The 26086-nt window shown below is 35.3% G+C and carries 16 protein-coding genes; 10 read left to right on the plus strand and 6 right to left on the minus strand.

Features of this window, described 5'->3' with window-relative positions:
* Positions 1-331 precede the first annotated feature (331 nt).
* The gene (locus tag AWV75_RS13930) at positions 332-1324 is read left to right on the plus strand and encodes a phosphotransferase (RefSeq protein ID WP_060874990.1); all 993 of its coding nucleotides are present in this window, start codon (positions 332-334) and stop codon (positions 1322-1324) included.
* Between the two features lie 137 nt (positions 1325-1461).
* Here AWV75_RS13930 and AWV75_RS13935 read toward each other — a convergent pair whose 3' ends face one another.
* The 4 genes from AWV75_RS13935 to AWV75_RS13950 all read right to left on the minus strand — a co-directional run bounded on the left by AWV75_RS13935 (position 1462) and on the right by AWV75_RS13950 (position 4594).
* The gene (locus AWV75_RS13935; protein ID WP_060874955.1) at positions 1462-2436 is read right to left on the minus strand and encodes a 3-oxoacyl-ACP synthase III family protein; all 975 of its coding nucleotides are present in this window, start codon (positions 2434-2436) and stop codon (positions 1462-1464) included.
* Between the two features lie 365 nt (positions 2437-2801).
* Positions 2802-3179: a hypothetical protein gene (locus AWV75_RS13940; RefSeq protein WP_060874956.1), complete on the minus strand. Its 378-nt coding sequence runs from the start codon at positions 3177-3179 to the stop codon at positions 2802-2804.
* 24 nt (positions 3180-3203) lie between these two features.
* Entirely contained in the window at positions 3204-3512 is a 309-nt protein-coding gene (locus tag AWV75_RS13945; protein ID WP_060874957.1) for a hypothetical protein, read from the minus strand.
* A 197-nt stretch (positions 3513-3709) separates the two neighbouring features.
* Positions 3710-4594 carry a helix-turn-helix domain-containing protein gene (locus AWV75_RS13950; RefSeq protein WP_231738155.1) on the minus strand — a complete coding sequence of 295 codons (885 nt, stop codon included), beginning with the start codon at positions 4592-4594 and terminating at the stop codon, positions 3710-3712.
* A gap of 462 nt (positions 4595-5056) precedes the next feature.
* Between AWV75_RS13950 and AWV75_RS13955 the strand changes: the two genes are divergently transcribed.
* Together AWV75_RS13955 and AWV75_RS13960 are read left to right on the plus strand one after the other, a co-directional pair.
* Positions 5057-11134 (plus strand): GEVED domain-containing protein, encoded by a 6078-nt coding sequence (locus tag AWV75_RS13955; protein WP_060874958.1) that lies wholly within the window; start codon positions 5057-5059, stop codon positions 11132-11134.
* A 1-nt stretch (position 11135) separates the two neighbouring features.
* On the plus strand, positions 11136-11960 hold the full coding sequence (locus tag AWV75_RS13960) for a hypothetical protein (RefSeq protein WP_231738156.1): 825 nt from the start codon (positions 11136-11138) through the stop codon (positions 11958-11960).
* Positions 11961-12106: 146 nt separating this feature from the next.
* Here AWV75_RS13960 and AWV75_RS13965 read toward each other — a convergent pair whose 3' ends face one another.
* Both AWV75_RS13965 and AWV75_RS13970 read right to left on the minus strand, forming a co-directional pair.
* Positions 12107-12544 carry a carboxymuconolactone decarboxylase family protein gene (locus AWV75_RS13965; protein ID WP_060874960.1) on the minus strand — a complete coding sequence of 146 codons (438 nt, stop codon included), beginning with the start codon at positions 12542-12544 and terminating at the stop codon, positions 12107-12109.
* A gap of 63 nt (positions 12545-12607) precedes the next feature.
* A complete protein-coding gene (locus AWV75_RS13970) occupies positions 12608-13192 on the minus strand; it encodes a Crp/Fnr family transcriptional regulator (protein ID WP_082711089.1) in 585 nt (194 codons plus the stop codon).
* Between the two features lie 327 nt (positions 13193-13519).
* Here AWV75_RS13970 and AWV75_RS13975 point away from each other — a divergent pair, with 327 nt between their 5' ends.
* From AWV75_RS13975 to AWV75_RS14010, 7 genes are all read left to right on the plus strand, one after another.
* Positions 13520-14182 carry a helix-turn-helix domain-containing protein gene (locus tag AWV75_RS13975; RefSeq protein WP_060874961.1) on the plus strand — a complete coding sequence of 221 codons (663 nt, stop codon included), beginning with the start codon at positions 13520-13522 and terminating at the stop codon, positions 14180-14182.
* Between the two features lie 764 nt (positions 14183-14946).
* On the plus strand, positions 14947-16083 hold the full coding sequence (locus AWV75_RS13985; protein WP_060874993.1) for a helix-turn-helix domain-containing protein: 1137 nt from the start codon (positions 14947-14949) through the stop codon (positions 16081-16083).
* 810 nt (positions 16084-16893) lie between these two features.
* On the plus strand, positions 16894-19677 hold the full coding sequence (locus tag AWV75_RS13990; RefSeq protein ID WP_060874963.1) for a hypothetical protein: 2784 nt from the start codon (positions 16894-16896) through the stop codon (positions 19675-19677).
* A 4-nt stretch (positions 19678-19681) separates the two neighbouring features.
* Positions 19682-20950, plus strand: coding sequence for a gliding motility-associated C-terminal domain-containing protein (locus AWV75_RS13995; RefSeq protein ID WP_060874964.1), 1269 nt, complete (start codon positions 19682-19684; stop codon positions 20948-20950).
* Positions 20951-20963: 13 nt separating this feature from the next.
* Positions 20964-21893, plus strand: coding sequence for a PorP/SprF family type IX secretion system membrane protein (locus AWV75_RS14000; RefSeq protein ID WP_082711090.1), 930 nt, complete (start codon positions 20964-20966; stop codon positions 21891-21893).
* A 9-nt stretch (positions 21894-21902) separates the two neighbouring features.
* Entirely contained in the window at positions 21903-23864 is a 1962-nt protein-coding gene (locus AWV75_RS14005; protein WP_060874994.1) for an OmpA family protein, read from the plus strand.
* Positions 23865-24902: 1038 nt separating this feature from the next.
* Positions 24903-25826 carry a PorP/SprF family type IX secretion system membrane protein gene (locus tag AWV75_RS14010; RefSeq protein WP_231738157.1) on the plus strand — a complete coding sequence of 308 codons (924 nt, stop codon included), beginning with the start codon at positions 24903-24905 and terminating at the stop codon, positions 25824-25826.
* The last annotated feature ends 260 nt before the right edge of the window (positions 25827-26086 follow it).

The raw sequence follows: 26086 nt of genomic DNA on the forward strand, positions 1-26086 counted from the left end.
AAGTAAAGTTAAACATAAAATATAGCTTTAAGAGACTAGTATTAATTTTAATACTTTTCAACCAGCTAGTTGGTTGTGTATTTATATATCAAAGATAAATTATAGTAGTCAAATACGATATGAAATGCAGAGCTAGGTGTAGTTTTATGCTAAAAATAAATTAGAATTTCTTATCCGCTAGATGTGTTGAGATTCAGGTTTTTTCTATAAGTTCGCTTTTGAGAAACACATCGGCTACGTTTTGTCTATATTGAACTTTTCGTTGAATTAATTCGCCATTTGGGCCATGCGTTTCTCGTTAGCAACAAGTATAGATAAACTTAATATTGACATGAAAACTTTCCCCGTTATAGCCTCAATCGTATCCCCAACTGAATTAGGAGCATTTGTGAATGAAAAATATCTATTAGAGGCTCATTTCGATTGCACACTTTTTAGAACTGGAGTAAATCATACTTATTTCTTATCTCATGTAAATACAAAATATGTTGTTCGAGTTTACTGTCATAATTGGAGAACAAAAGCGGAGATCCAAGAAGAATTAAAGCTTTTAAATGTACTCAAAACACATACACTTTCAATTTCAATTCCAATTCCTGATAAAAATGGAAATTTAATTCAAGAAATAGTTGCTCCAGAAGGTTTGCGATATGTTGTACTTTTTACTTTTGCAAAAGGTGAAAAAATACGCTTCATGACCAATGAAACTTGCTCTGCAATTGGTTCTATGATGGCAAAGATTCATACTATTACGGCTGCAAAAAAAATCAACAGAATAAATTATACTTCGGATGTTCTGCTGAATAAGGCTTATGATAAACTAAACTTTTTTTTTCCAGAGGATTTGAATGAGATGAAGTATTTAAAACAAATCTCTTCAATAATAGCAAAGCGTTTTGAAACGATAGTTTTATCCGAAGATCAAAAAGGTATTGTTCATCTTGATATTTGGTATGATAATTTGAGTGTAAATAAGGTCAATGAAATTACAATTTTTGATTTTGATAATTGTGGAAATGGTTCTTTGATTTTAGATATCGGATATTTTTGCAAACAATTATTTTTTATTGAAAGCGATAAAAAGGAATATGAAACAAAAGTTGAAAGTTTCTTAGATGGTTATAAAAAAGAAAGAAATTTATCTGAAGAGGAGCTCGATTTAATTGCTGAAGCAGGAGCATCTATTTTTGTGTTTTATCTTGGTGTTCAAGCGCAAAGATTCGATTGGTCCAATATATTTCTAACCGAGAACTATCTTAAAATGTTTGTTGGAAGAATCAAAAATTGGTTAGAGTATTACGAAGAAAAAAACAACTGCAACTAATTTCGGCTTGACGAATAAGGCTGATCTAATTCGGAAGATAAAAATAGAATAAGCCTATAAAAAAATAGTATAAAAAAACCGATAGCTAGGCTACCGGTTTTTCAGCTTGTTGTTTCTAGTCAAGCTAATCTTTGTTTTTAAAATCTCCACAACATGAGTCCAGCTTGATACCCTGCGCCTAAGGTCCAAATCAAAATATATTCGCCTTCTTTCAATGGTTTGACGAGTTGCTGATATTGGTCTAAGGCTACAAGTGGACTAGATGACCCAGAGTATCCGATTTCTTTGGAATAGAAGGGAACTTTGTCATCGGGTAGGTTAAAGTGATTTTTGATGATCTCAATATTTTTTAGCGATAATTGAGAAAATAAAAACAAACTGATATCGTCTGTTGTAAGTTTGTTTCGACGAAGAAAATCTTCTATTTTATTGGTTGCGTACTCTACACTGCCACTGCCATCAAAGGAAGTATCCCACATCGTTAATTCTCCTGTTGCAAAACAGGAATGCCCTTTAGGTGGAAATAATACCGTATTGCAAAAACTGCTATCTGTGTGGTAGTGTACATCAATTAATCCAGAGGAAGTCTCATCTTTTTCTACGATAAAAGCAAAAGCAGAATCGGAAAAACAAAAGGCTGTTACTGGATTTTCTTTATCGAGTATACTCGATAATTTTTCAGCGCAAATAACCAAGGCTTTTTGTGCAGTTTTGCTATTATTTAAGTACTGGGCTACCTGATCTAAAGCGATGAATGTACCAATACAATTGGCATTAATATCATAGCACATGGTGTCGGGTTTACCTTGTAAGGCTTGGTGAATGAAGATGGAATCATTGGGAATTTGATGCTCTGGTGTAGCGGTTACAAAAGCAATAATGTCAATTTCATTCATAGTGATTTTACTCGCTCTTAAAACGCCTTTAGCAGCGTCAATTCCCAAAGAGAGCGAAGTTTCAGGAGAATCGGTTGGAACCACATAACGATTGGTTCTACCAAGTGCTTCTTGAATTTTTTTCATAGAAACACCTTGGTTTTCGAATTTTTCTATCACCGCTTCGTTGGTTTCTAGTTGCGAAGGATGGTGAAAATACATGTGTTTTAGTTTCATACTATAAGGGGTTTTGTTGATAATAAAAAAATAGTATGGAACGAATTTAGGATTAAAATTATTTTTTTTGATTTTAATTATGTTAATATTTACTTATTTTTTACAATATTAAGGGTTGGGTAGTAGGGATGAACAAGTGTTTTTCTATACTAGAGAACGGTATTGTTTGAAAAGAATAGCCCTTGTTTTTAGGTACTGTCCAAGAAAGTGTAAAGGCAATGGAAATAAGCTGTGGCCTTAGGTTGATGTAATGTCAGTGTAAAAGATTACTGTATTTTTTAGGGAGGTATCGGTTTTTGAGAAAACGAAAAAGTATCCTTGTAAGCCCCTATTATCCGGCGTAAAAGAAGATTTAGTTTTAGCAACTATTTGAGGTTATGCTTTGGTGTTTTGTTTGGAGAAACGTTGTAATGTTGTAGGAAATAAAAAACAAAGGCACCACAAAAATAAAGTAGGCAATCCATCCAATCTCCCGTATAACGCGGATTGTGTTGAGGTAAATACCATTCAAAATACACCGAATAAAATAGGGTAACAGCTAAAATTAAGGACAAAGAAAGATGAAGCTTTTTATCTTGTTTAATTTTCCGAACAACGAATAAGCAACTAGTTAATACTAAGGGTAAGAAGAGAAAATCATTGACGTAATTATTCACCCAAAGAGGAATATTCAGCTGTGTTTGTTGGAAAAGATAGATACTAATGGCAATACCTAAAGCAATAAAAAAGAGTGTTTTTTTCATCTTCCGAAGTTGGGGGTATTTTCATTAGGCTGCAATCATCCCAACGAGATAGGCAATACCTGCGGCAATAGTTGCAACTACTAACCAAACGGTGTGTACAAGGATATAGAGTACTCGTACAAAAGGATTGGAGTGGTTGCGTAAGGTTAAAAAAAACTTTTCTGTAGCCGTTGGTTCACGCAGAATTTCTTTTTGTATGCGCTCTTCTTTCAATCGTTGCTGCTCGAGTTGGCGTTCTAGTACAATATTGATAATTTCCCCGCAGTTTGTGCAGTAATCCGTATTTACATTTTCAGTCTGACAGTGTTTACACGTAATATAATGTTTACTCATGATTCGCTTTTATAAGGAAGAGAAAGACCAGATGTGGTATTGCTCTGCTGCAAAATTGAGACAAATAGTTAGCGTAAAAAAGAACGATTTGTCATCAAAACTGTTCTAAAATACGCCTTTTTTTCCATTTCTTGTTTTTGCCTGGGGAATTGCTTCCTTTACATGAGGGGGATAATGCATTGGTTTCTATTTTGGATTTAAAATTGCTTTCTGTATTGGCCAGGAGAACAACCTACTTTCCTTTTGAAAAACTTGCCAAAAAAAGAGGTGCTATTGAAGTGTAATTCATCTGCTATTTCCATAATGGTGAGTGTTGTATTCGTTAGTAAGAGCTGAGCCTCTATTACAATAGCTTGATCTATTAATTCTCCGATGGTTTTGGAGGTTACTTCTTTGATTACTTTGGCTAAATAACGGTCGGAAACACAGAGTGTAGCGGCATAAAATCGGACTTGTTTTTCGGTTCTAAAATGAGTTTGTAAAGCTTCTAAAAAGAGCAAGGTTAAATGCTCTTTCCTCGAAATGTGCTCTTGTATAATGGGATTTTGATGTTGACTAATTGCTTTTAATTCAAGTAAGAGTAAAGCAAATAAATGATGTATGGATGCGATGTAGTATTGAAAATCAGCTTTCTGTTTGTTTTTTTGATCAATTAATTCACATAGATTGACCAATATAGGAAGTTGTCTGTCATCCAGTAGTAGATGATGAACTTTAGAGGAGGCAAGTAAGCTGAAATCGCTTTTTTCATTTTGGGTATGAGTAATGGCAAAGGTTTTGTCAAAGCTCAATGTAATAAACACTAAATCAGTACAAAAGCTTTTAAAGTAGATAACGGTATGCGGGGGAACTATAACCAATGTATTTTGCTTTAGTTCATACGTCACTAAATCAAGTTGAACTGTCATGGTTCCTTCTTGAAGGAGCAATATGGTATAATTGGCTGTTCGATAGGGATGTTGAAGAGGATGGTCTGACAGCTGCTGTGTAAAATCAACATAGAGTCCACTTTCTTGAAAATCATGTTCAAGTAATTGAAGTATATCTTGAATGGAATAGTTGTGAATTTTATCAAGCATCATAAAAAATGAAAGGAAAAAAAGGCAAAATTGACCTACTGCGATACGAATATATTACTTTTTTGAGGGATGTAAAAGCCAACTTCTTCTTGTAAATCTAGTAAAAACCTCTTTTAGATTGACTAAAAATTAACGAAATAAAACAATGATAATTTTAATTAGTCTAATTCTATTATAATTAAGCGCGATGTTATAACGATTATGTAGTGAAATTTGTAAATAACAGCACCTTGTTTTTAATTAGATTTAATATAAATAGATTTGTTGGTAAAATTATAACTGCGTATTAATATGAATCATTTGTACCCTAAATCAGAGTTTAGACCGTTGTTTAATCCTCATCAATTTTATTTTTATCAACCCAAGGGATGCCCATTAGGTTTTGTTTTAGGAATGAATTAAAGATAGAAAAGCGCATAAGCGTTTTCGAATAAAACGAAATAAATCACTACATAATCAAACAACATGTGTATCTATACAGTTAAAAAAACACTTATCTTATTGATAGGAGGTATGCTAGGGTGCTTTACTACTCATGCCCAGCATTTTCGAGCACATACTGCTCAAACTTTTCCGGGGGTTTTCTATGGAGATGCCGCCGTACTTGACGTCAACCAGGATGCTTTTCCGGATTTAATATTCTCAGGAACTGGAGAAGGATATGGATCTGGAAATACGTTAGTCTATGTAAATGAACAAGATCATTTTACTGCCTTAAATAATCAATTTTCACAAATCATGTATTCTGCTATTGGAACAGGAGATTTGGATGGAGATGGGAAGATGGATTTTGCTATTACAGGGTTTCGAAAAGAGGAAGGATTTCCCAATGAAAAAGTTTTTGAAATTTACTATAACAATGGCGATAATACATTTACTAAAAAGAATATCGCTACAATTATTCCTGCGCAATATGGATCGATAAAAATTGCAGATTTAAATGGAGATGGATTAGCGGATTTGTTGGTTAATGGGCAAACAGATGCAGGCTATAGTTCTAAAGTTTATTTTCAGCAAGCGGACGGCGAGTTTATTGATGCTAATATTGAGTTGTTGGGAACTTACTTCAGTGCGACTGAAATCTTTGATGCAAACGGAGATGGATTACCTGATATCTTGATTACTGGTTTTAGTACTAGTTACGTACCTGCAACTCAGTTGTATCTTAATGAGGGCAATGGAAATTTTCGCGCCCATGACTCTGGCTTAGGAGCTGTATACTTTTCATCTATCAGTGTAGCTGATTTTGAAGGGGATGGCGATTTAGATGTATTATTAGGTGGAATGAATGGCAGCATGACGCATAGTCTTGTACTGTATTTAAATGATGGACAAGGTAATTTTACAGCTGCGCCTTATGCGTTTGAAGGGATTATCATGGGATCCAGTGCACTTGTAGATTACAACAAGGATGGCTTTTTAGATGTATTCTCTTTTGGAAGTACTGCTTCTTCTGGTATCAAGACAAATATATATACCAACCAACAGAATCAATCGTTTGTTTTGGATGAAGAAAATTCTAACGCGATTAGGGGATTGAGTACATCTAGAGCGAAGTGGTTTGACTTTGATCAAGATGGAGATATGGATCTCTTTGTGATAGGGTATACCAGTGATGGAACAGCAATGACTATGTTGTATGAAAATACACTTCCTCCTGTAGTTCCTTCGGATTACTGTGATGTTTCTGTATTGTATGGCGTAGAACCTATTACTTTGGTGCAATGGGCTAATCTGAACAATCAAACCGATGTAGACCCCAATGCAACAACAGCACCAGCACGTTATGAAGATTTTACTGCTATGACTGCACAAGTGCAACGTGGACAGACCTATACATTGACAGTTAAAGGAAATACCAACGGGAATTTTGAAAATGATATTCGCGTGTTTATCGACTGGAATAACGATGGACAATTCGATATGCAAACGGAATTTTACACCGCATCATTATTGCCTTCTACAGGTCAAGATGAGGTTAAAGTAGAAATTGAAATCCGAGTACCTGATACAGCTGTACTAGGAAAAACACGTATGCGTATTATTAAAGACAATTGGAATATTTATGAAGAAGGAGAATTTGATGCGTGTTTAGATGCAGAATATGGACAAGTGGAGGATTATTCCGTTCAAATAGCTGATGGTACAACTAATCCTGGGGATTATTGTGATGTTACCGTATTATATGGTGTGGAGCCTATTACTTTAGTACAATTTGCAAATTTAAATAATCAAACCGATGTAACTCCGAATCCAACAGTAGCTCCTGTGGCTTATGAGGATTTTACGGCGATGGTGGCTCAAGTAGAACGAGGTCAAACGTATACGTTGACAGTTAAGGGGAATACCAATGGAAATTTCGAACATGATATTCGCGCTTTTATTGATTGGAATAACGATGGACAATTTGATGTTCGTACGGAATTATATCGAGGATTACTCTCTCCATCTACTGGACAAGATCAGGTGAAAGTAGAGTTTGAAATCCGTGTTCCTGATGATGCTGTATTAGGAAATACGCGTATGCGTATTATCAAAGACAATTGGTATATATATGAAGAAGGTGAATTTGATGCTTGTACTGATGCAGAATATGGTCAAATTGAAGATTATTCTGTTCAGATTACGGACGGAACAGTACAACCTGGTTGTACCAATCAAGAGCCTGGAATGAACCCAGGAGATACAGGTTGTGTAACGTTTCAATATAATGGATCTACGGTAACTTATACAACGGTTCGCGCAGTGGATGGAACCATTTGGTTACAACAAAATTTAGGGAGTGAACAAGTGGCGACAGCCGCAACAGATGCTTCAGCTTATGGAGATTTATTCCAATGGGGAAGATGGGATGATGGACACCAAAAACGCACCTCTACTGTTGTAACTGGCGTGCTTTCACCGAATACTCCGCGTGGATTAGGACAAAATAATACGAAGTTTTATTTGACTGATCCATCTTGGTGGCAATCGGGAACAAGTACGGATACATGGGGAGCTGCTACTCCTCAAGCGGTAACAGATACGGATGGATGCGACCCTTGTAAAGCACTAGGAGAAGGATGGACGTTGCCAACTCAAGACCAATGGCAGGCAATTATTACTGCAGAAAGTATCACTAATATTCAAACCGCTTTTGATAGTAATTTGCGCTTAACAGTAGCGGGTGCCAGAGGAGGGAATGGCGTTTACAATGAAGGATTGCGAGGATACTATTGGAGTAAAACAGCTTCAACTAATCGCGATTTTGCAAAACATTTATTCTATAGTAATATCACAATGAATGCAGGTGCAGGTGCGCCTCGTGAACAAGGATCTGCCATTCGTTGTATAAAAATGGCTCCTGTTGTGACCCCCGATGAGTACTGTCAACCAGAAATTTCGGATACTGCATATAGTCTACCTATTTATGAATTTACTCTTGGTACAACAACACAAACCAGTGGAAGTAATACAAGAGTTGAACCGTTATATGAAGACTTTACAACGAATGTAATACCGGTAGCGAAAGGAGAAACTTATCCTATTACGGTGAAAGGAAAAAATGACGGACAGGATATGATGTTGGTGAAAGTTTATATTGATTACAATCGAGATTTTGAATTTTCAGCAGATGAAGCGGTCACTATTGGATTTTTAAATAACCTAGGAGGAGAAAGAGGAGAGGTATCAGGAACAATCCAAATTCCAGCTGATGCATTGATTGGATCAACGAGAATGCGCGTTGTGAGTATGTATCACAATCCAGAAACCACTTGGGTTCACTTAGAAAATGTACCTTGTCCAACAGGGTATTACCTAGGTCAAGTAGAAGATTATACGTTGGATATTCAAGGACCATTGGTAGCAATAACAGGGGTAGAAGTGACCACTGCAAATAGTGTTCCTGCAACCATTACAACTGAAAATGGAACATTGCAGTTAGTTGCGCGTGTATTGCCAACAGAGGCTAATCAAGCGGTAACATGGTCGATTGTTGAAGGAGCAGCATTTGCTTCTATTGATCAAAATGGACGCGTTTCTGCTTTAGCGAATGGCGTTGTCAAAGTAAGAGCTACTGCAGTTCAAGATACAACAAAGCAAGATGAAATTGAAATTGCGATTGATATTGAAGCCTTGCGTTGTCCTCCAGTAGAGCTTAAAGTAGAGGATATTGGGGAAGAAACGGCTACGCTTCAAATTTTATCTGAGGCTACTGTTTTTGATGTCGAATATGGAGAAGAAGGATTCGTTCAAGGAGAAGGAACGAGGATAGATCAAATTTCCTCAGTTCACCAAATACAAGGACTAACAGCTGAAACTACCTATGATGTTTATGTACGTGTAGCAGCAGATTGTTCAATTTGGAAAAAAATTAGCTTTACGACAATCAAAGTCAAAGAACAAACCATTACGGTTGAAAATGTAAACAAAGTATATGGTGATGCTCCTTTTCAAACAGGAGAATCAACCAGTCAATTGCCGCTTGTCTATACCGTTACAGATTCTTCTGTTGCAGTAGTAGAAGCGGGAATTATCGTGATCAAAGGAGCTGGTGAAACAGAAATCCGCGTGAATCAGGCTGGGAATAATGAATATTTTCCAGCAGAAGAAGTGCGTTTTACTTTACGCGTAGCGAAGGCTCCTTTAGTTATTCAGGCAACGAATCAAACCAAAACATACGACGGAACACCTCATACTACGTGGGACGTTACCTACCAAGGTTTTGTATATGGAGAGAATCCAAATGTGTTAACGGGAACCTTGCATTATGATGGAACGGCAATAGAAGCAACCAATGCAGGAACTTACTCGATTGAAGCAAGTGGGTATGTATCTACAAATTATGCGATTCAGTACCAAGCAGCTACCTTAACGATTACCAAAGCAACGCTCGAAGGAATTGTATTTGAAAACGGTTCATTCTTGTATGATGCAACGCCTAAATCCATAACGATTAGAGGTGAACTACCAGCAGGTGTTCGCGTAACGTATGAGGGGAATGAACGAGTTGAAGTAGGAAACTATGCCGTTACAGCACAACTTCACGGTGGAGCAAATTATGAAGATAGAACCTTAGAAGCCAATCTACAAATTCGCCATGCTTTAGCAGATCTTGTATTTGAAGATGCAACGTTTGTTTACGATGGTACAGCGAAGCAAATAACGGTGCAAAATGTACCAGAAGGTGTAACAGTAACCTATCAAAACAATGATAAGATTGCCGCTGGAACTTATACGGTCATTGCTGTTGTTCAAGGAGGAAATCAATATGAAAACACCACCCTTCGCGCTACTTTAAAAATTACTAAAGCGGCAATTGAAAATATTCAATTTGAAGGTCAAACGTTTACTTATGATGGAACAGCAAAATATATTTTCGTTTCAGGTTCACTACCGCAAGGAGTAACAGTAGAACATAGCAATAATGGAAAAATTGACGTGGGAAGTTATGAAGTAAAAGCGACAATAAATGGCGGAAATAACTATCAAAGTCGAGAATTGACAGCTACATTAAAGATAGAAAAGGCAAATCAAGACATTCGTTTTGATGAATTAGAAACGCGAATCTTAGCTGAAAGTGAAGATTTCCAACTTCAAGCTACAACAACGTCTAACTTACCTTTACACTATACATACACCTATACTAGTGGGCAACCTGCCGCTGAGGTAAGTGAAAAAGGTTGGGTAACACTTAAAAAAGTAGGAGAAATTACGATTACAGTTACACAAGCAGGTAATGCAAATTATCACCCTGCCTTGGCGGTGAGTCGAGTGTTGCGCATTGTAAATAACGATGCTTCTATTCACGATATCTGGATTGCTGATGAGCAGTATACGAAACCTCAAAATCAGATATACCACTTGATGAGTTGTGAAGATTTAAGAACCGAAGTACCTGTGAAAATTGAGGTAGATGAAGGAGCAAAAGTAACACCTAGTGCAACATTTAGTATTTCAGTACCTAAACCAGGAATTTACAAACAAACGGTTACAGTTGTTTCACAAAATGGAAAAGTAAAAGAAGAGTATGTTATTGTTGTAGAAAAACCATTTGCCTTTGAGCAAATTGCAGTACAAAAATTCGATAATACGCTATTGATTAACAAAAATCCACAGACCAATGGAGGTTATCAATTGGTAGGATTCCAGTGGTATAAAGACGGAGATCTAATTTCAGAAGAACAAGTCTACTCTGCGGGGCCTAAATCAATATTAGACCGCAATGCGGTGTATCATGCTATCGTTAAAACAGCAACAGGAGAAGAAATTCACGTTTGTCCAATGGAAATTACAACCGCAGTAACACCTGTGATTCAATTGTATCCTAATCCAGTAACTCTTGGTCAAAAAACAACCCTAGAGGTACATGTTACAGGGGTACAATTAAGAGGAATTCCTGTTCAAGTATTCAATTTAAACGGGCAATTGGTTCATACGTTTTCAATGGAAGGAGAACAGACAACGATTTATTTACCTCAAAACATACAAGGAGGAATGTATGTAGCCATTTTTGAATTAAATGGAACAAGAGAGTCAATCAAATTTGCAGTAAAAAAATAAGATGAAGACAATAAAAATAATGGTATGGGCCATGAGTATGATACTCGGTCTACATACAGCCCAAGTAATGGGACAGGAAGTTGAAGTTTCTGTTTTAGGAGGATTAACAGGAGGAAGAAAACCTAGTATTGGGTTATCTGATGGATCTACCGTTGGTTTTTCAGCTTTGTACATGCAAGAAATACGCCAAAATCTATCTTTAGGCGTAGGATTGGAAGTAGGAGCGTATCAATTAACGAAAGAAGATTCAAACTATATAGGAACAAGTCCTTCGATTGATGGACAAGGAGCTGCCTTTGAATTTCGCTATACAATAGCGAAATTCAAAGAAGAACTCCGCGGTAATTATTTTGCTATACCCATTAAAGTGCAATATGTAGGACCCAATTTAGGAAATGAAAAACTACGTCTTTATGCCGCTGGTGGAGTGAAGTATCAAATTTATACCAAAGTAAAAGCAACACAAACCTTGGAAGGAGTAAAAACGAGTGGTTACTATGAACAATGGGATGCTGAATTACACAATCCGACCTATGCTGGTTTTGGAAACCTCGGAGATAAAACAGAAGAAAATAAGTTCAAATTAAACAGCGGTTTTTTTGTTATGGGGGAACTAGGTGTGAAGTATGATATGGCTAATAACCAAGCACTTTATCTAGGATTCTACGGAGATTGTGATTTAGGCGCTGCAGGTCAAGCAGATAAATCAATATTGACCTATAAGGATAAAGAACAACTTAACAGTATACTGCCTGGTGAGAATGAACGATATAAGTTGAGAATGTTTACTTTGGGAATTAAGGTAAAATACAGTTTTGGTTTATAAGATTGTTTTTTGTGAGGATATAAACCTCTCGTTGAGTGCTGTTTTATTTCACATCGCCTCTGTTTAAAGGAGTAAATTAAAAGTTAAGTACAAAAAAAGCTTGAGTAATCTACTCAAGCTTTTTTTTATAGCCGTTCATCGCTTCCCTATTTAGCCTTTAAATGGGTAGCTACGCCAATTCTATTCCAAGCATTAATGGTGACCATGCACATGATTAGTTGAGCAAGATAGGTTGCATCAAATAATTGTTCTGCTTGTTGGTATAGTTCATCGCTGATTCCACCTTCGTGAATGAAAGTAACTGCTTCTGTTAGCGCTAGAATTACCTGTTCTTCTGCAGTGAAAAGTTCAGTTTCTCTCCAACCAGCCAATACAAGTAAACGTCTTGCGGATTCTCCGTAAGCTAAGGCATCTTTGGTGTGTAGATCTAAGCAGTATCCACAACCATTTAATTGAGATGCTCGTATTTTAATGAGTTCTTTATGCGTAACTGTAAGTTGTGATTCATTGAGGTATTGCTCTAGTTTTAGCATCCCATCATAAGCTTTAGGATCTACGCTGTAAATCGCTTTTCTTTTTGACATATTCTATTGTTTTTGAATGAAATCAAAAGTAGAACTTCGTCAAGTAAAAAAACTTCAACCTGTTTAAGAAAAGCGTTTCTTTTTAATTTCACTTAAGTATTCAGGGCTAAAGCCTAAGTAAGAAGCTAGTAAATATTGAGGAATGCGCTGTACAAAGGCAGGAAATTGTTTTTCAAAGTGAAAGTACAATTCTTCTCGGCTGTATTCATATAAGAATTTTAAACGATGTTGAGCTGCGCCACAAGCAAGCTGGAATAGCGTTCGGAAGTATTTTTCCATAATGGGATGGGCATCCACTAAGGCTTTAAAATTAGCCTGAGTAATACAAAGAATATCCGATGGTTCTACCGTTTGGATGTAAAAGTCGCTCGTCGTTTGTTTTTCAAAGGCAAGGTGATCGGTTAACCACCATTGTTCAATAGCAAAATCTAATGTTTGTACTGTGCCGTTTTCTTTGATATAATAGCTTCTCAAACAACCGTGGAGTACAAAGTACATCCTGTCACAAGGCATGCCTGCTTCTTGAATAGTCGTTTTTTTCGACAACGTCTGAAAGGTGAAAAATGATAGGATAGAGACTATTTCATCAGCATGGAGTGGGGTAGTGAATCGCTCAATATGTTCAATAAAAAGAGTCGCATTTTTCATATACAAGTAGTTGATATCTAGTGCAAGTAGTACAAAGTAAAGATAATAATACGAAGATACTACTTGAAAATTAGAATGCAATAGAAAACAAGAAAGAAGCGGAAGATCAGTTAACAAGTAGATGGTTCTACGGCTATGATAGTTTGGGTGAAAAGAAAGTGAAAAAAATATACTTTATTTTTAATCATATTTTGCGTTTTTTACATATTTATTTGTTAAATAGGTGTTTTTTTGTGTTGTTTTAGGTGTTTTTTTTGTGACTTTGTTTACGTTTCTAAGTCTTAGAGGAGAGGTAGTTAATTGTTGGATGGATATTAGGAGTCAAAGATGAAAAGTAAAAAGGGGGATAAGGTAAAGAAAAAGAAGCAATATGTTCGTAATGTATTAGTTGTCAAATCGAAGCTGCTAATTTGTTGTTTGTTATTTACTTGTATACTGCTAGTGAAAAGCACGGAGAAAAGTCATCTTGTTTTTCTAGTGTTTACTATCGTTGTTCTTGTGATAAAGCTAACAAAAGAAGGTATTCATCAGTTTCGCCAGCCGAAACAAGTATCGATATCAGATGAAACCGCTAGTGCTTATTTGAAAAATGAAAGTGTAATACTGAAACCTCATGTAAATACAACAGTTACAGTAAAAGCTAAGGCAACAGTTGCAGAAGTACAAGTATTACAAAATTTACTATACGTTCAAGTAATAGATAAACAGCTTTTTTTAGATTCAACTGTGACATTGACTGAAGTAGCAAATATTCTTAAAGTAGATAAAAATAAATTGATCGCATACTTCAAATATTCAGCATCTTCAAGTTTTAAATTATATATCAATCGATTAAGAGTTGAGCATGCATTCAATATTATTCGCGAGAGAGAAAAAGATATTACGGTTGAGGAATTAACTTTTCTGTGTGGATTCAATACACGATTGTCCTTTTATCGTGCATTCGTTTATTTTTATGGATTTGCTCCTTCCAAGCTTTTAAAAAATTAAGAGATAATTTTTGGTAGGATTATTCAACTTTCATTTTTGTAGAACATCGTCTATAGATACAAATAAGTGCAACGGTGATTAATACAAAAATAAATACAGTGACAAAATGAAAGGGTGCAAGAAGAAAGCGTGGTGTCCTTATTTTATTTGTTTACGCATAAAAGTTAATTCGTGTATCATTGTGTTTTTTTGATTGTTTATTGTTTTTTTGATACCTTTTTTAACTTTATTGTGCTTTAATTTTATGTATTGATTGTTATTGATACTGTTTACTGTAATGTTATATTAATCAGTAAAAACAAAAGTAGACCTTTTAGATGCTGTTGTTGATAAAAAGCACAAAATCAATTCATTACTTTTTGTGATAACAATAAAAGTGAATTTAAATTAATAAATATGAAAATAAATCTACTCTCAATTATCCTATTATTTTTGGTAGTAATGGTTTCTATACCGGTTGATATAGGAATACTTAGAACCTATATAATTGAATTGACTTTGCGGTTTATGGATAAGAAGTTAGCCTATATAAAGCATCCATTTAAATGGATGAAAACTCAACTAATTAATAGGAAGGAACAGGTGAAGTGTTCTATATCATTTGCTAGTATCAAACAGAAAGAGATCAAATCTAGATTTGATTATTGGAAGAACAAGAAAAGGAATCCCTGTCTTTTGGATGTAGATAGCAGGAATAAAGAAATAAGAATTCAAATTGATTCATTGCTCCAAATCAAACGCCTCTGTTTTTAATTATGTTTAGTATGCCGCTACAAATTTTCTTTCTTATTTTATTACTCCCTATTGTTTTGTATGAAATCATTACAGCCTATCAGCAGGTTGTGCCCAAAGCAAAACGAGTAACTTATTATGCAACTACGTGGTTTAGTTTTTTTGTGGTTGTTCAGTTAATTCTTTTGGTTTATGAAGATTTATTACTAAAGAATGTTTTTCATTTTTCAATTTGGCTCTTGTTGTTTTTGTTTTATGGACCTTTTTTAAACCTGATTATTTCCAGTAGACAAAAGGATCATCAATACAGGAACAAGGCTGATTATTTTAGTGATTTCTATCGGATTGTTTGTGTATTTATTTTTGGGTTGTTTCTCTCCTTGGTTCAGAATAAATGGGACTATGTCAATGCAAGTATGCTAGGTATATTTAGTGTAACCTTTTTATATTATGGGATTACGTTGCGAAAAAAAATAAAACTAATAGATGAAAAACGATCAGATGATCAACAGCCAAAGGAGGGGAAGAAGGATTGGAAAAAGAGTATATCCATCATTTTAGGCGGAATACTAGTAATCGTTTTTTTTCTCTTATCTAAGGATATTAAATTATCGATTTTCTTATTCCTACTATTCTTATATGTGTACTTAACTTTTTTGAGAAAAGAAATGGAAAGCGAAGCTGTTTTCATGCTCAAAGAATCAGAGGGAATTACAACTCAAATGGAAGAGTGGAATTTGGCGTATAGAGGAGAGGAGGATGGAAAACAAAAGAATATGCAGGAAGCTGATACGCTAAAATATGGACAAACTAAATTAAATGATATTGTGTTGCAACGTTGCGATATAAAAGTGACTCATATTATCATTGAAAATAAAGCCTATTTGGACGCCAATTTTAAAATGACAGATTTAGCTTCTCGTACGAAAATATCTCGGTATTATTTAGCCCAGTATTTCAATGTAGTATATCAGATGAATTTTCGTGAGTATATCAATAAATTGAGAATAGAGCATGTGGTGAAGTATATAGAGAATCATCATACAAAAGCAGAATTAAGTGTACATGATTTATTTTTGGAGAGTGCATTTAATTCGAAAACCTCTTTTTTCAAAAGCTTTAAACATGTTTTGGGATGTACACCCCTTGAGTTTTTGAAAAAAACATAATAGCACATAAACCTATATTTTATCGGAAATGAAATATCAAAAAAGATCCTTGCTAGGATCTTTTTTTTGTGTTGTAAAAAAAGAAAGATGCACCTAGAAAAGTTTAGTACTTGCTGCAGTATGTATAGAAGAGAAGGAAAACAGTTTTGGATTTCTTTCGATTACAATAGAGCGAGAAATAGAAATAACCCTATTGTTCTATTGTCTTTTTCGTTGTCTTTTTTTATCGAGAGAAGCTGATACAAAAATAATTTTGATTTCATTTTTATACATATGATGATCAATTGATGAAATAGCAGGATAAAGCAGATGGTAAATGTTAAGAAATATAGTAGCTGTGTTTCATTCAAGTATACGGTGAACAAGTAAAGGATTAGGAGGGAAAGTGTAGCTGTTTTAAAGTGGATTAAAATTGAAGTGAAGAAGCAGTAGGAAGACAATTAATACAATAAATATTGAGCTATACCTTCTGTTCAATCTAACGGAATTAGAGTAAAAACAGATCTTTTGATTTTCGGTTTGAATCTGTTATTCAATTCATTGTATGATTTGATGAAAGTGTTTTTTGTTCTTTTTTACATAAAAGTTAAAGTGCGTTTCATTGCGTTTTTTTTAGTGATTTATTGTTTTTTTGATACTTTTTTTAACTTTTTTCTGATTTAAGTTTGGATAATGATAATCGAATAGCCTTGTTGGGATAATTTTCATACAAAGAGTAAACAAGATGAACTTCGGAGCGAAAAATAGTTGTAACTGGATCTTAATTAATTAAAAGAATCAAATAATAAAAAGAAAAATAAATTGATAAATATGAAAAGAAAATTACTATCAATCGCCATGTTGCTTTTAGCTTCTACAATTCAGGCGCAGGTAGGTATTGGAACAACAACACCTAATAAATCGGCTGAGTTGACATTGTGGTCTAAAGATAAGGGATTACTTATTCCAAATATCCCATTAGAAAGTACCACCGATAGGATAACTATTGCAAATGGCAATATAGAAAGTTTATTAGTATATGCTACTATTAAACAAGGAGATATTGAGCCTGGTTTTTACTATTGGGATAAAACGAAATGGGCGCGTATTGTAGCAGATTCTGACATTGCTAGACTGGTGATTAATAATTTTACGGAGATTATTAATAATGAAAACGTAACGTATGAAATTGAACAACTTTTTAAAACCATTGGTGGCAATGTGTATTATGATGGTACTCAATTTGAGTATATGGATAGTGAGGGGGTAAAACACGTAATTAATTTCGAAGAGCTTGTTCAAGCCAATGAAACCTTAACTATTTTAGACTATAATGCAGCTACAGGTACATTAACGTATCAAGATGAAAAGGGCGATAGAGTAACAGTTGACATCAAAGGAGCGGTAAAGTCTTTTGAAACGGTAACGAGTATTACTAGTGATGCAAATGCTGGAACTATTACGTTCAAAGATGAAAGTGGGATTGAAACTATTTTGAACATCCAGCAGTTGGTTCAAGCCAATGAAACCTTAACTATTTTAGACTATAATGCAGGGACAGGTACATTGACCTATCAAGATGAAAAGGGCGATAGGGTAACAGTTGACATCAAAGGAGCGGTTAAATCTTTTGAAACGGTAACGAGTATCACCAGTGATGCGAATGCTGGAACGATTACATTCAAAGATGAAAGTGGAATTGAAACTGTTTTAAATATCCAACAGTTGATTCAAGCTAATGAGACCTTAACTGTATTAGATTATAATCTAACAACAGGTACATTAACCTATCAAGATGAACAAAGAAATACTGTAACAGTTGATATCAGAGGAGCGGTTAAATCTTTTGAAACGGTAACCAGTATAGCAAGTAATCCTAATGCAGGAACGATTACGTTTAAAGATGAAAAAGGATTGGATACTGTGTTGGATATTAAGCAGTTGGTTGCACTTAGTGAAACGTTAACCGTTTTACATTATAATGAAACGACAGGAACTTTGACTTATCAAGATGAAAAAGGAAATGTTACATATATTGATATCAAAGGGGCTGTTAAGCTTCATGAAACCTTAACTGTTTTAGGTTATAATACCACTACAGGAGCATTAACCTATCAAGATGAAAAAGGAAATACAGTTGTAGTAGATATTAAAACGGCTATTAAATCTTTCGAAACAGTAACAAGTATAAAAAGTAATGAAACAGCTGGTACAATTACGTATAAAGACGAAAGAGGAAGTGATACTGTTTTAAATATCAAACCCATAGTTAAAGCGAATGAGACGTTGACTATTCTAGGGTATGATGCAACAACAGGAATATTAACCTACCAAGACGAAAAAGGCAATACTTCAACCGTAGATATCAAAGGAGCGGTTCATACATTCGAGACTGTTACAAGTGTAACAAGTAATAGTACGAACGGAACTATTACCTTCAAAAATGAAAAAGGAGTTGATACCGTATTGGATATTAATCAGTTAGTGACACTTACTGAAACACTAACAGTTTTAACTTATGATGCAACAACAGGGGAGTTAATGTATACAGACGAAGTAGGGAATACTTCGATAATAGATATCAAAGATGTTGTTAATCATCATGAAACACTAACTGTTTTAGGTTATGATGCAACAACAGGATCTTTAACTTATAAAGATGAAGAAGGAAATACAACTATTGTAGATATCAAATCGGCTGTTCAAACGCATGAAACCTTAACTGTTTTGGGGTATGATACTGCTACAGGAACGTTAACTTATAAGGACGAGAAAGGACAAACAACGACTGTAGATGTCAAAGCAGCTGTTCAAGCTTATGAAACCTTAACGGTTATAGCTTATAATGCAACTACAGGAATACTGACCTATAAGGATGAAAAAGGCGTTACGGAAACGGTAGATTTAAAAGCAGCGATTAAAGCGCATGAAACGGTTACCAAATTGATCGATAATAATAATGGAACCTTGACCTATTATAATGAAAGCGAAATTGATAGTGCTGGTTTACCTATTGCCAATACGGGACTTACTTTTAGAATACCTAAAACAGAGTCATACGAGTTAACGAATGTTTTAACTCCTGGAAACGCACAAAATTACCCCAGTGAATGGGATTATGAAACCATGGTTAATGATTATGATGGAGTAGATTTTTATGCCTTGACTCATGCAACTCCGACTCCTATTTTTACGAGTTATTTCGATACAAATCAGAATCCAGGCGATACAAAATTTATGAATTTTGATTTCTTTGTGGAATGTACTGCATTAACTATTGGTAACACAAACCCCAATAAACAAGTTTTAACAGAACTAGAGGTACAGGTTTTAATTAATGATGTTTTAGTGAAAAGGTTTTTTCCGCTGAGGTATACTTTTGGAAAAGAGGAGGGATATGAACAAAATCATATCAGACACTATGGAGGAATTCTCTCCTATTCAGATAATTTAAATCTTGTTCCAACGAATAACAAATTAGAAATTAGAATTTGCCCTACACGAACTAGTTTTTACAATAATGAAGGAACGCGAGTTGGTTCTTTTTTGAGAGGATCTAAAACATTATCTATAAGGGTTTTAGATCCTATATTTCACATTTTCGAAAAACAATAACGCTATGAAAAAGTACGTTCAAGTATTTGTGTGTTTTTTGGTCGGAGTCATGCCCATTTTTGGGCAGGCTCCATTCCAAAAAGCAATGGTTAATCAAGGTACGCTAACAATTACCCCTAATGCGGTAGTTAGTACGAGCTATGATTTTGATAACACGGCAAGTGGAGTCGTAAAGAATGATGGAACAACCTATTATTATGGTAATTTCAACAATGACAATTTATATTATCACACCGATCAGTCTCCAACGTCCCAGGCTATTTTTACTCCATTCGGAGGAACTAGTGGTGCACAACAAATTACAGGAGAGAAACCGTCTGATTTCTATGATGTTGTTTTTGATAATCCCACTCCAGTAAAAGGATTTGATGTCAAGACGGAGATGAATGTTAAGGGGAGTGTTGATTTCCAAATGGGGATTGTACAGGTAGATTCTCTGGCTGGAATGTTGACCTTTCATCCAGGTGCGAAGGCTATGAATCCCTCTGATCAGAGCCATGTTGAGGGATATGTTGAGAAAATAGGAAAGGAAAATTTTACATTTCCTATTGGGGATAAAGAGGTGTATCGCTATGCTAAGATAGCTGCTATGCCAAGTGAAAAACAGGCTTATCAAAGTAAGTATATCTTAAATGATCACGACTTTTTTCGTCAACATAATAAAATGGACAAATCTATAGCAGTTCTCAACACAAAAGAATATTGGAAACTAGAGAAGTCTAATACTTCCCAAGGTGATGTTTTATTGACCTTGAGTTGGGATACTCGTACGACGCTTCCAGAAGTTTTAACTGGAAATCTTTCAGATTTACACATTGTTCATTGGGATGATGCAGCAGGTACTTGGGTGGATCATGGGGGAGTTGCTTCTTCAGATTTACAAGAGGTTACGACGGCTGTAAAAGGTTCAGGTTATTATACCTTGGCTGCAGTTTTACCGTATGTGGAAGAAGATAATGAATTAATTATTTACAATCTTGTTTCACTCAATGGAGATGGAAAGAATGATTATTTCTATATAGAAAACATTCAGGCATACTCGAATAACCAGGTGGAGATTTACAATCGTTGGGGGGTTAAAGTATACGAGACCACAAATTATGATTCTGCGGGTAATGTATTTCGTGGCTATTCAGAAGGACGTGTGACAATCAATAAAGATAAAGCGCTTCCAACGGGTACCTATTTCTATATTATTACGTATGAGGTTAAGAATCAAAATGGCTCTAACATCGTTAAGAAATCGGGATATCTGCATTTAGAAACAGAATAAAAATATAAGAGCAGTGGAAAAGAAGAGAATATATTATGGACTAAGTTTAGTAGTGCTAAGCTTTTTGTCCCACCAGGCGCATGCCCAACAAGACCCTCAGTATACCCATTATATGTACAATCATTCCAATATAAATCCTGCTTATGCAGGAAGCACAGAGGGATTACAGCTGTTTGGATTGTATCGTACACAATGGGTTGGCTTAGATGGCGCACCAAAGACGGCTACTCTTTCAGCTACTACGCCTTTGGGGACGAGTGGCTTGGGATTAGGTGTAAATTTTACTAATGACCGAATTGGTGTGATGAATGAAAATACATTATCTATTGATTTATCGTATGCTATTAGCTTGAATTACAATTATAAATTAGCTTTTGGATTAAAAGGGAGCGGTAGTTTATTAGATGTTACCTATAGTGATTTAAATATTTATGATGGTACAGATCCTGTAACAGGAACCGATATTACGAATTCATTTACACCCAATTTAGGAGCCGGATTGTTCTTGTATTCAGATAAGTCCTATGTAGGGGTTTCAGCTCCCAATTTGTTTACGCAATCTCGTTATGATGATAATCAATTGAATACATTGAAGCAAAAGTTACACTTATATGTTACAGGAGGATATGTGTTTGATTTGAATGCCAATTTACAGTTTAAACCAGCGGCTATGATTAAGATGGAAGAAGGCTCGCCGCTTCAGGTAGATGTTAGTGCGAATTTTATGTTTATGGAGAAGTTTACCGTAGGAGCGGCTTACCGCTGGGATGCCTCAGTGAGTGGACTGGTAGGATTTCAAGTTTCCAAGAACTTGATGCTTGGTTATAGTTATGATGCTGATACAACGAGGTTGGCTCATTATAATTCGGGATCACATGAGGTTTTTCTTCGCTTTAATTTGTTTAATAACCATAAGCGCATTGCTGCGCCAAGGTTCTTTTAAAAGATGAAAATGATGGTAAGAGAACTACATATAGGATTGCTGAGCTTATTTATCAGCATGGGAGCCGTTGGTTATAGCCAAGTAAAAAAGGAAAAATTGGCCAATGAAAGTTATGATGACATGGCATACGCCAATGCGATTGAACTATACGAGAATCTAGCTAAGAAAGGATATGTCAATACCTCTATCCTACAAAAATTAGGAGACTCCTATTACTTTAACGGAAAACTTGCCCAAGCCAATCAGTGGTATACAGAACTATTTGAAGGAGAATACAAAGGCAAGGATTTGACGGTATTGCCTTCTGAGTATTATTACCGCTATGCTCAAACACTAAAAGGTGTTGAGGACTATAAAAAGTCCTTGGAGTATATGAATGCATTTGCAGCTATGGAACAGAGTGACTCCCGTACAGCATTGTACAACAAGAATCGCGATTATCTATCTCATATTGAAAATCATTCGGACTTGTATGAGGTAAAGGCTTTGAGTATCAATACGGAATATTCGGATTATGGAGGGAGTATGTTGGGAGACGATCTCGTATTCACTTCTGCTCGTGCTACCTCTACAGTTAAGGACAGTCAATTGCATGCATGGACCAACGAGAGCTATACGAGTTTGTATCGCGTTAAGGTGAGTCCGGAGGGATTAGGGGAACCCGAGCGCTTTTCTACGAGCTTGGATTCTCAGGTGAATGACGCAACTGCTGTTTTTACTGCAGATGGAAATACAATGTACTTTACGCGTAACAATGCGAAGCATAACGGCAAGAGCAAACAAAATAAAGAACACACTTCGATGTTGAAGATTTATAAGGCAGTAAAGCAAGGGGATGGGCTGTGGGGACAGGTAGAAGCATTGCCGATAAACTCGGACAATTACAATACCGCCCATCCCGCTTTATCTCCTGATGGGAAGTGGTTGTATTTTGCTTCTGATCGCCCAGAAAGCATAGGGGAGTCTGATTTATACCGTGTGGCCTTGTATTCCAATGGAGGTTATGGACCTGTAGAGTCTTTAGGAATGGGAATCAATACAGCAGGACGTGAAAGTTTTCCTTTTATTTCCTCAGATTCTCAGTTGTACTTTTCGTCTAATGGTCACCCAGGATTAGGAGGTTTGGATGTGTTTGTGTCTAAACTTTATCCGGATGGAACTCTAGGACCCGTGGTTAATATGGGGAAACCAATTAATAGTTCGATGGATGATTTTGGTTTTTACTTTGACCCCAAAGAAAATAAGGGATTTTTAAGTTCAAACCGCGCTGGAGGACATGGCTCGGATGATATTTACCTTGTTGCAGAAAAACCGTGTACGCAGATCATCGAAGGAAAAGTGTACAATAAGCAAACACAAGCAGTGTTATCAGATGCAAGAGTGATTATCTCTGATGCACAATACCAATACACGGATACATTACGCACAAATAACCGTGGTTATTACAATAGTGAGCTGTTAAACTGTGGAAATAAATACCGCATCAAAGTTGAACATCCATCTTATAATACGGTTGAAGTAGTCTTTAATGCGGATCCAAAGCCTGGTATTAAAACAATGGATATTGGTTTAGAAGAAACCATAATTCCAATTGACATCGATGACGATTTGTTTAAGACATTAGATCTAGAACCGATTTATTTTGATTTTGACAGTGCAGTGGTTCGTTATGATGCTTCGATTGAGCTAATGAAAGTAGTGGAGTTGATGAAGAAATATCCGAAGCTAAAAATTGATGTTCGCGCTCATAGTGATAGTAAAGGAAATGATGCGTATAACTTGAAATTATCTGATCGACGTGCAAAAGCTACAATTGATTGGATGGTGAAGCAAGGTATAGCTGCCAATCGTTTAAGCGGTAGAGGATATGGAGAAACTCGTTTGTTGAACCATTGTAGCAACGGAGTTCGTTGTAGCGAATTGGAACACCAAGAAAATAGACGCAGTGAATTTATTGTCATAGAAAAGTAAGTGGTGAATAATGCAAGCTACTTTTAGGTCATCATGCTGTGCGATGTAAAACAACAGCTGGAGTATAGAAAGCTCCATTATTTGGAGCTTTCTTCTTTATGAGAAAAGAAAAATTTTTCAAAACAGAAAAATAATGCAAGTGAGGATGAAGGTAATCTGATTTCTGGATTGGCAAGAATGAAACGTAAAATCAACAAAAAAATAGTTGGTTAATCTATTTAATGTTCTTTGAATGACTGTATAGCGTTGGAATTAAGTAATAATTGGTTTGTATAGATGGAAGGTGCTATTGGCTGTTGGTAATCGTGTGGAGGAGGATAAGATAAATAAATAAAAATGAACGGTAGTATGGCGTTTAAATGATCAAAATAATTTGTTTTTTTAAAGTATGCGTGCTGCTTTTAGCCTGTATGTGTTTGATAATTGATGAAGAATAAGAAAGTAAATAGTACGTGAAATTTAAATGATTTTTTTGCTTTTTTAAAAAAGAACTTGTTTGTTTTGAATGAAAGGAATGAATAAAAGGAATCAATAAACAAAATACTACTGTTGTTTTTATCTAATTGATCAATTGGTTTGATTGTTTACTAATTTGCGAGTATCACCTTTTTTTATTTACACTTTAGGGGTGAAATTATGTACTGTTTTTAGAGTTTTGTTTATCGAAAAATGAAAAAGTATAGCCTATTTTCAAGATTAGTCCTAGTAATGTTGAGAGTTGTTCTCCTAAATGTTGAGGTTGAAAAGTAAAAGCTTGACCTTGTTTATGTTGTTTAAGCGGGAGAATTATTGAATAAAACTAGGAGTGAATAGGAAAAAGTTAATCTGTTGTTTCCAAGAAGTATTGCCCATTTATGGGCAAACTTCTTTTTTGGTTTAAATAAGAGAACAGCAGAGGAAGAGGACAATACTACGTTAAAAAAATGCAGTGGGATAAGACTACAAACAAAGAGCCAGCATATGGGGCTATACCGTTTGTTTGTATGAAATCTCGGCTGTGATACCTATTGTGCATAAAAATCAGTTAATATAAAACCCGTGAAAAAACAAATAATTAAAACAGGCATAAGCCTCTTGACTTTAGGTGTTTGTTCGTTGCTACATGCCCAACAAAATCCTGTGTATACACAATATATGTATAATCCTACAATCATTAACCCAGCATATGCTGCGAGTAAAGAATCGATGAGTTTTTTCGGTTTATATCGAAATCAGTGGGTGGGAATTGATGGTGCACCTAAAACTGCAAATGTTGGTTTTACTACACCGTTAAATAATCCAAAATTAGGATTAGGTGTGAATTTTGTCAACGATCATATTGGAGCATTGGATGAGAATAGTATTGCTTTTGATTTAGCCTATACCCTTGATGTCAATGCACAGTATAAATTAGCTTTGGGATTGAAGGGAACGGCAAATCTATTGAGTATGTCGTACTCTAAATTGAATATTTACGATGAAACTATGCCCTTTGCTTATGAGGATGTGAAAAATAAATTTAGCCCCAATGTTGGAGCAGGAGCCTATTTATATTCTGATGTAGCCTATTTAGGGTTGTCTGTTCCAAAAGTATTTAAAGTAGATTATTACGATGATATCAAAAGAAGAACGATGCGTCAACAACCTTTGTTCTATATGACAGGAGGATACGTTTTTGATTTAGGTTCAGCTTGGCTATTAAAACCAGCTTTTTTATCTAAAATAGGAAGGGGAAAATCAGCAATAGATCTGACCGCAAATTTCTTGTTTCAAGAAAAATTTACCATTGGAACAGCTTATCGTTGGAATGCAGGTATCAGTGCTTTAACTGGTTTTCAAATTGATGAAAACTGGTTTTTGGGGTATACTTATGATTTTGATACCACAAAATTAAATCAATATCATGCGGGTACGCATGAAATTTTTATGCGTTTCGATTGGTTGGGAAGTTTTAGATCTAAAGGAAAATCTAGATTCTTTTAATGTAGAAATTTAAAATGGAAGAAGTAGGAAAGTTGGGAAGTTACCCCATAGAAGATGAATAGAGAAGAGATTGTTTGTATGAGGTGAAGGAGAGCTATACAGTTTAAAAGAAAATAAAAAAAGTGTATTTGGCGGTTTTTCGTATCAATAGTTAGAAGTAGGAGTAAAAACGACAACAAGTATACGGAACAACGCTAAACAAATATTTTAAAATCACTATAGAAATTTATTTTCTATTTGAAATGAACGAAGAATAAAGT

Origin of the sequence: Myroides odoratus (assembly GCF_001549985.1) — a bacterium.
In the GTDB taxonomy this organism is placed as follows: Bacteria; Bacteroidota; Bacteroidia; order Flavobacteriales; family Flavobacteriaceae; genus Flavobacterium; species Flavobacterium odoratum_A.

What these genes read in the sequence shown, in the direction of transcription:
- AWV75_RS13930 (WP_060874990.1), top strand. Translation starts at nt 332, where the DNA reads ATGAAAACTTTCCCCGTTATAGCCTCAATCGTATCCCCAACTGAATTA.
- AWV75_RS13935 (WP_060874955.1), bottom strand. Translation starts at nt 2,436, where the DNA reads ATGAAACTAAAACACATGTATTTTCACCATCCTTCGCAACTAGAAACC.
- AWV75_RS13940 (WP_060874956.1), bottom strand. Translation starts at nt 3,179, where the DNA reads ATGAAAAAAACACTCTTTTTTATTGCTTTAGGTATTGCCATTAGTATC.
- AWV75_RS13945 (WP_060874957.1), bottom strand. Translation starts at nt 3,512, where the DNA reads ATGAGTAAACATTATATTACGTGTAAACACTGTCAGACTGAAAATGTA.
- AWV75_RS13950 (WP_231738155.1), bottom strand. Translation starts at nt 4,594, where the DNA reads ATGATGCTTGATAAAATTCACAACTATTCCATTCAAGATATACTTCAA.
- AWV75_RS13955 (WP_060874958.1), top strand. Translation starts at nt 5,057, where the DNA reads ATGTGTATCTATACAGTTAAAAAAACACTTATCTTATTGATAGGAGGT.
- AWV75_RS13960 (WP_231738156.1), top strand. Translation starts at nt 11,136, where the DNA reads ATGAAGACAATAAAAATAATGGTATGGGCCATGAGTATGATACTCGGT.
- AWV75_RS13965 (WP_060874960.1), bottom strand. Translation starts at nt 12,544, where the DNA reads ATGTCAAAAAGAAAAGCGATTTACAGCGTAGATCCTAAAGCTTATGAT.
- AWV75_RS13970 (WP_082711089.1), bottom strand. Translation starts at nt 13,192, where the DNA reads ATGAAAAATGCGACTCTTTTTATTGAACATATTGAGCGATTCACTACC.
- AWV75_RS13975 (WP_060874961.1), top strand. Translation starts at nt 13,520, where the DNA reads ATGAAAAGTAAAAAGGGGGATAAGGTAAAGAAAAAGAAGCAATATGTT.
- AWV75_RS13985 (WP_060874993.1), top strand. Translation starts at nt 14,947, where the DNA reads ATGCCGCTACAAATTTTCTTTCTTATTTTATTACTCCCTATTGTTTTG.
- AWV75_RS13990 (WP_060874963.1), top strand. Translation starts at nt 16,894, where the DNA reads ATGAAAAGAAAATTACTATCAATCGCCATGTTGCTTTTAGCTTCTACA.
- AWV75_RS13995 (WP_060874964.1), top strand. Translation starts at nt 19,682, where the DNA reads ATGAAAAAGTACGTTCAAGTATTTGTGTGTTTTTTGGTCGGAGTCATG.
- AWV75_RS14005 (WP_060874994.1), top strand. Translation starts at nt 21,903, where the DNA reads ATGATGGTAAGAGAACTACATATAGGATTGCTGAGCTTATTTATCAGC.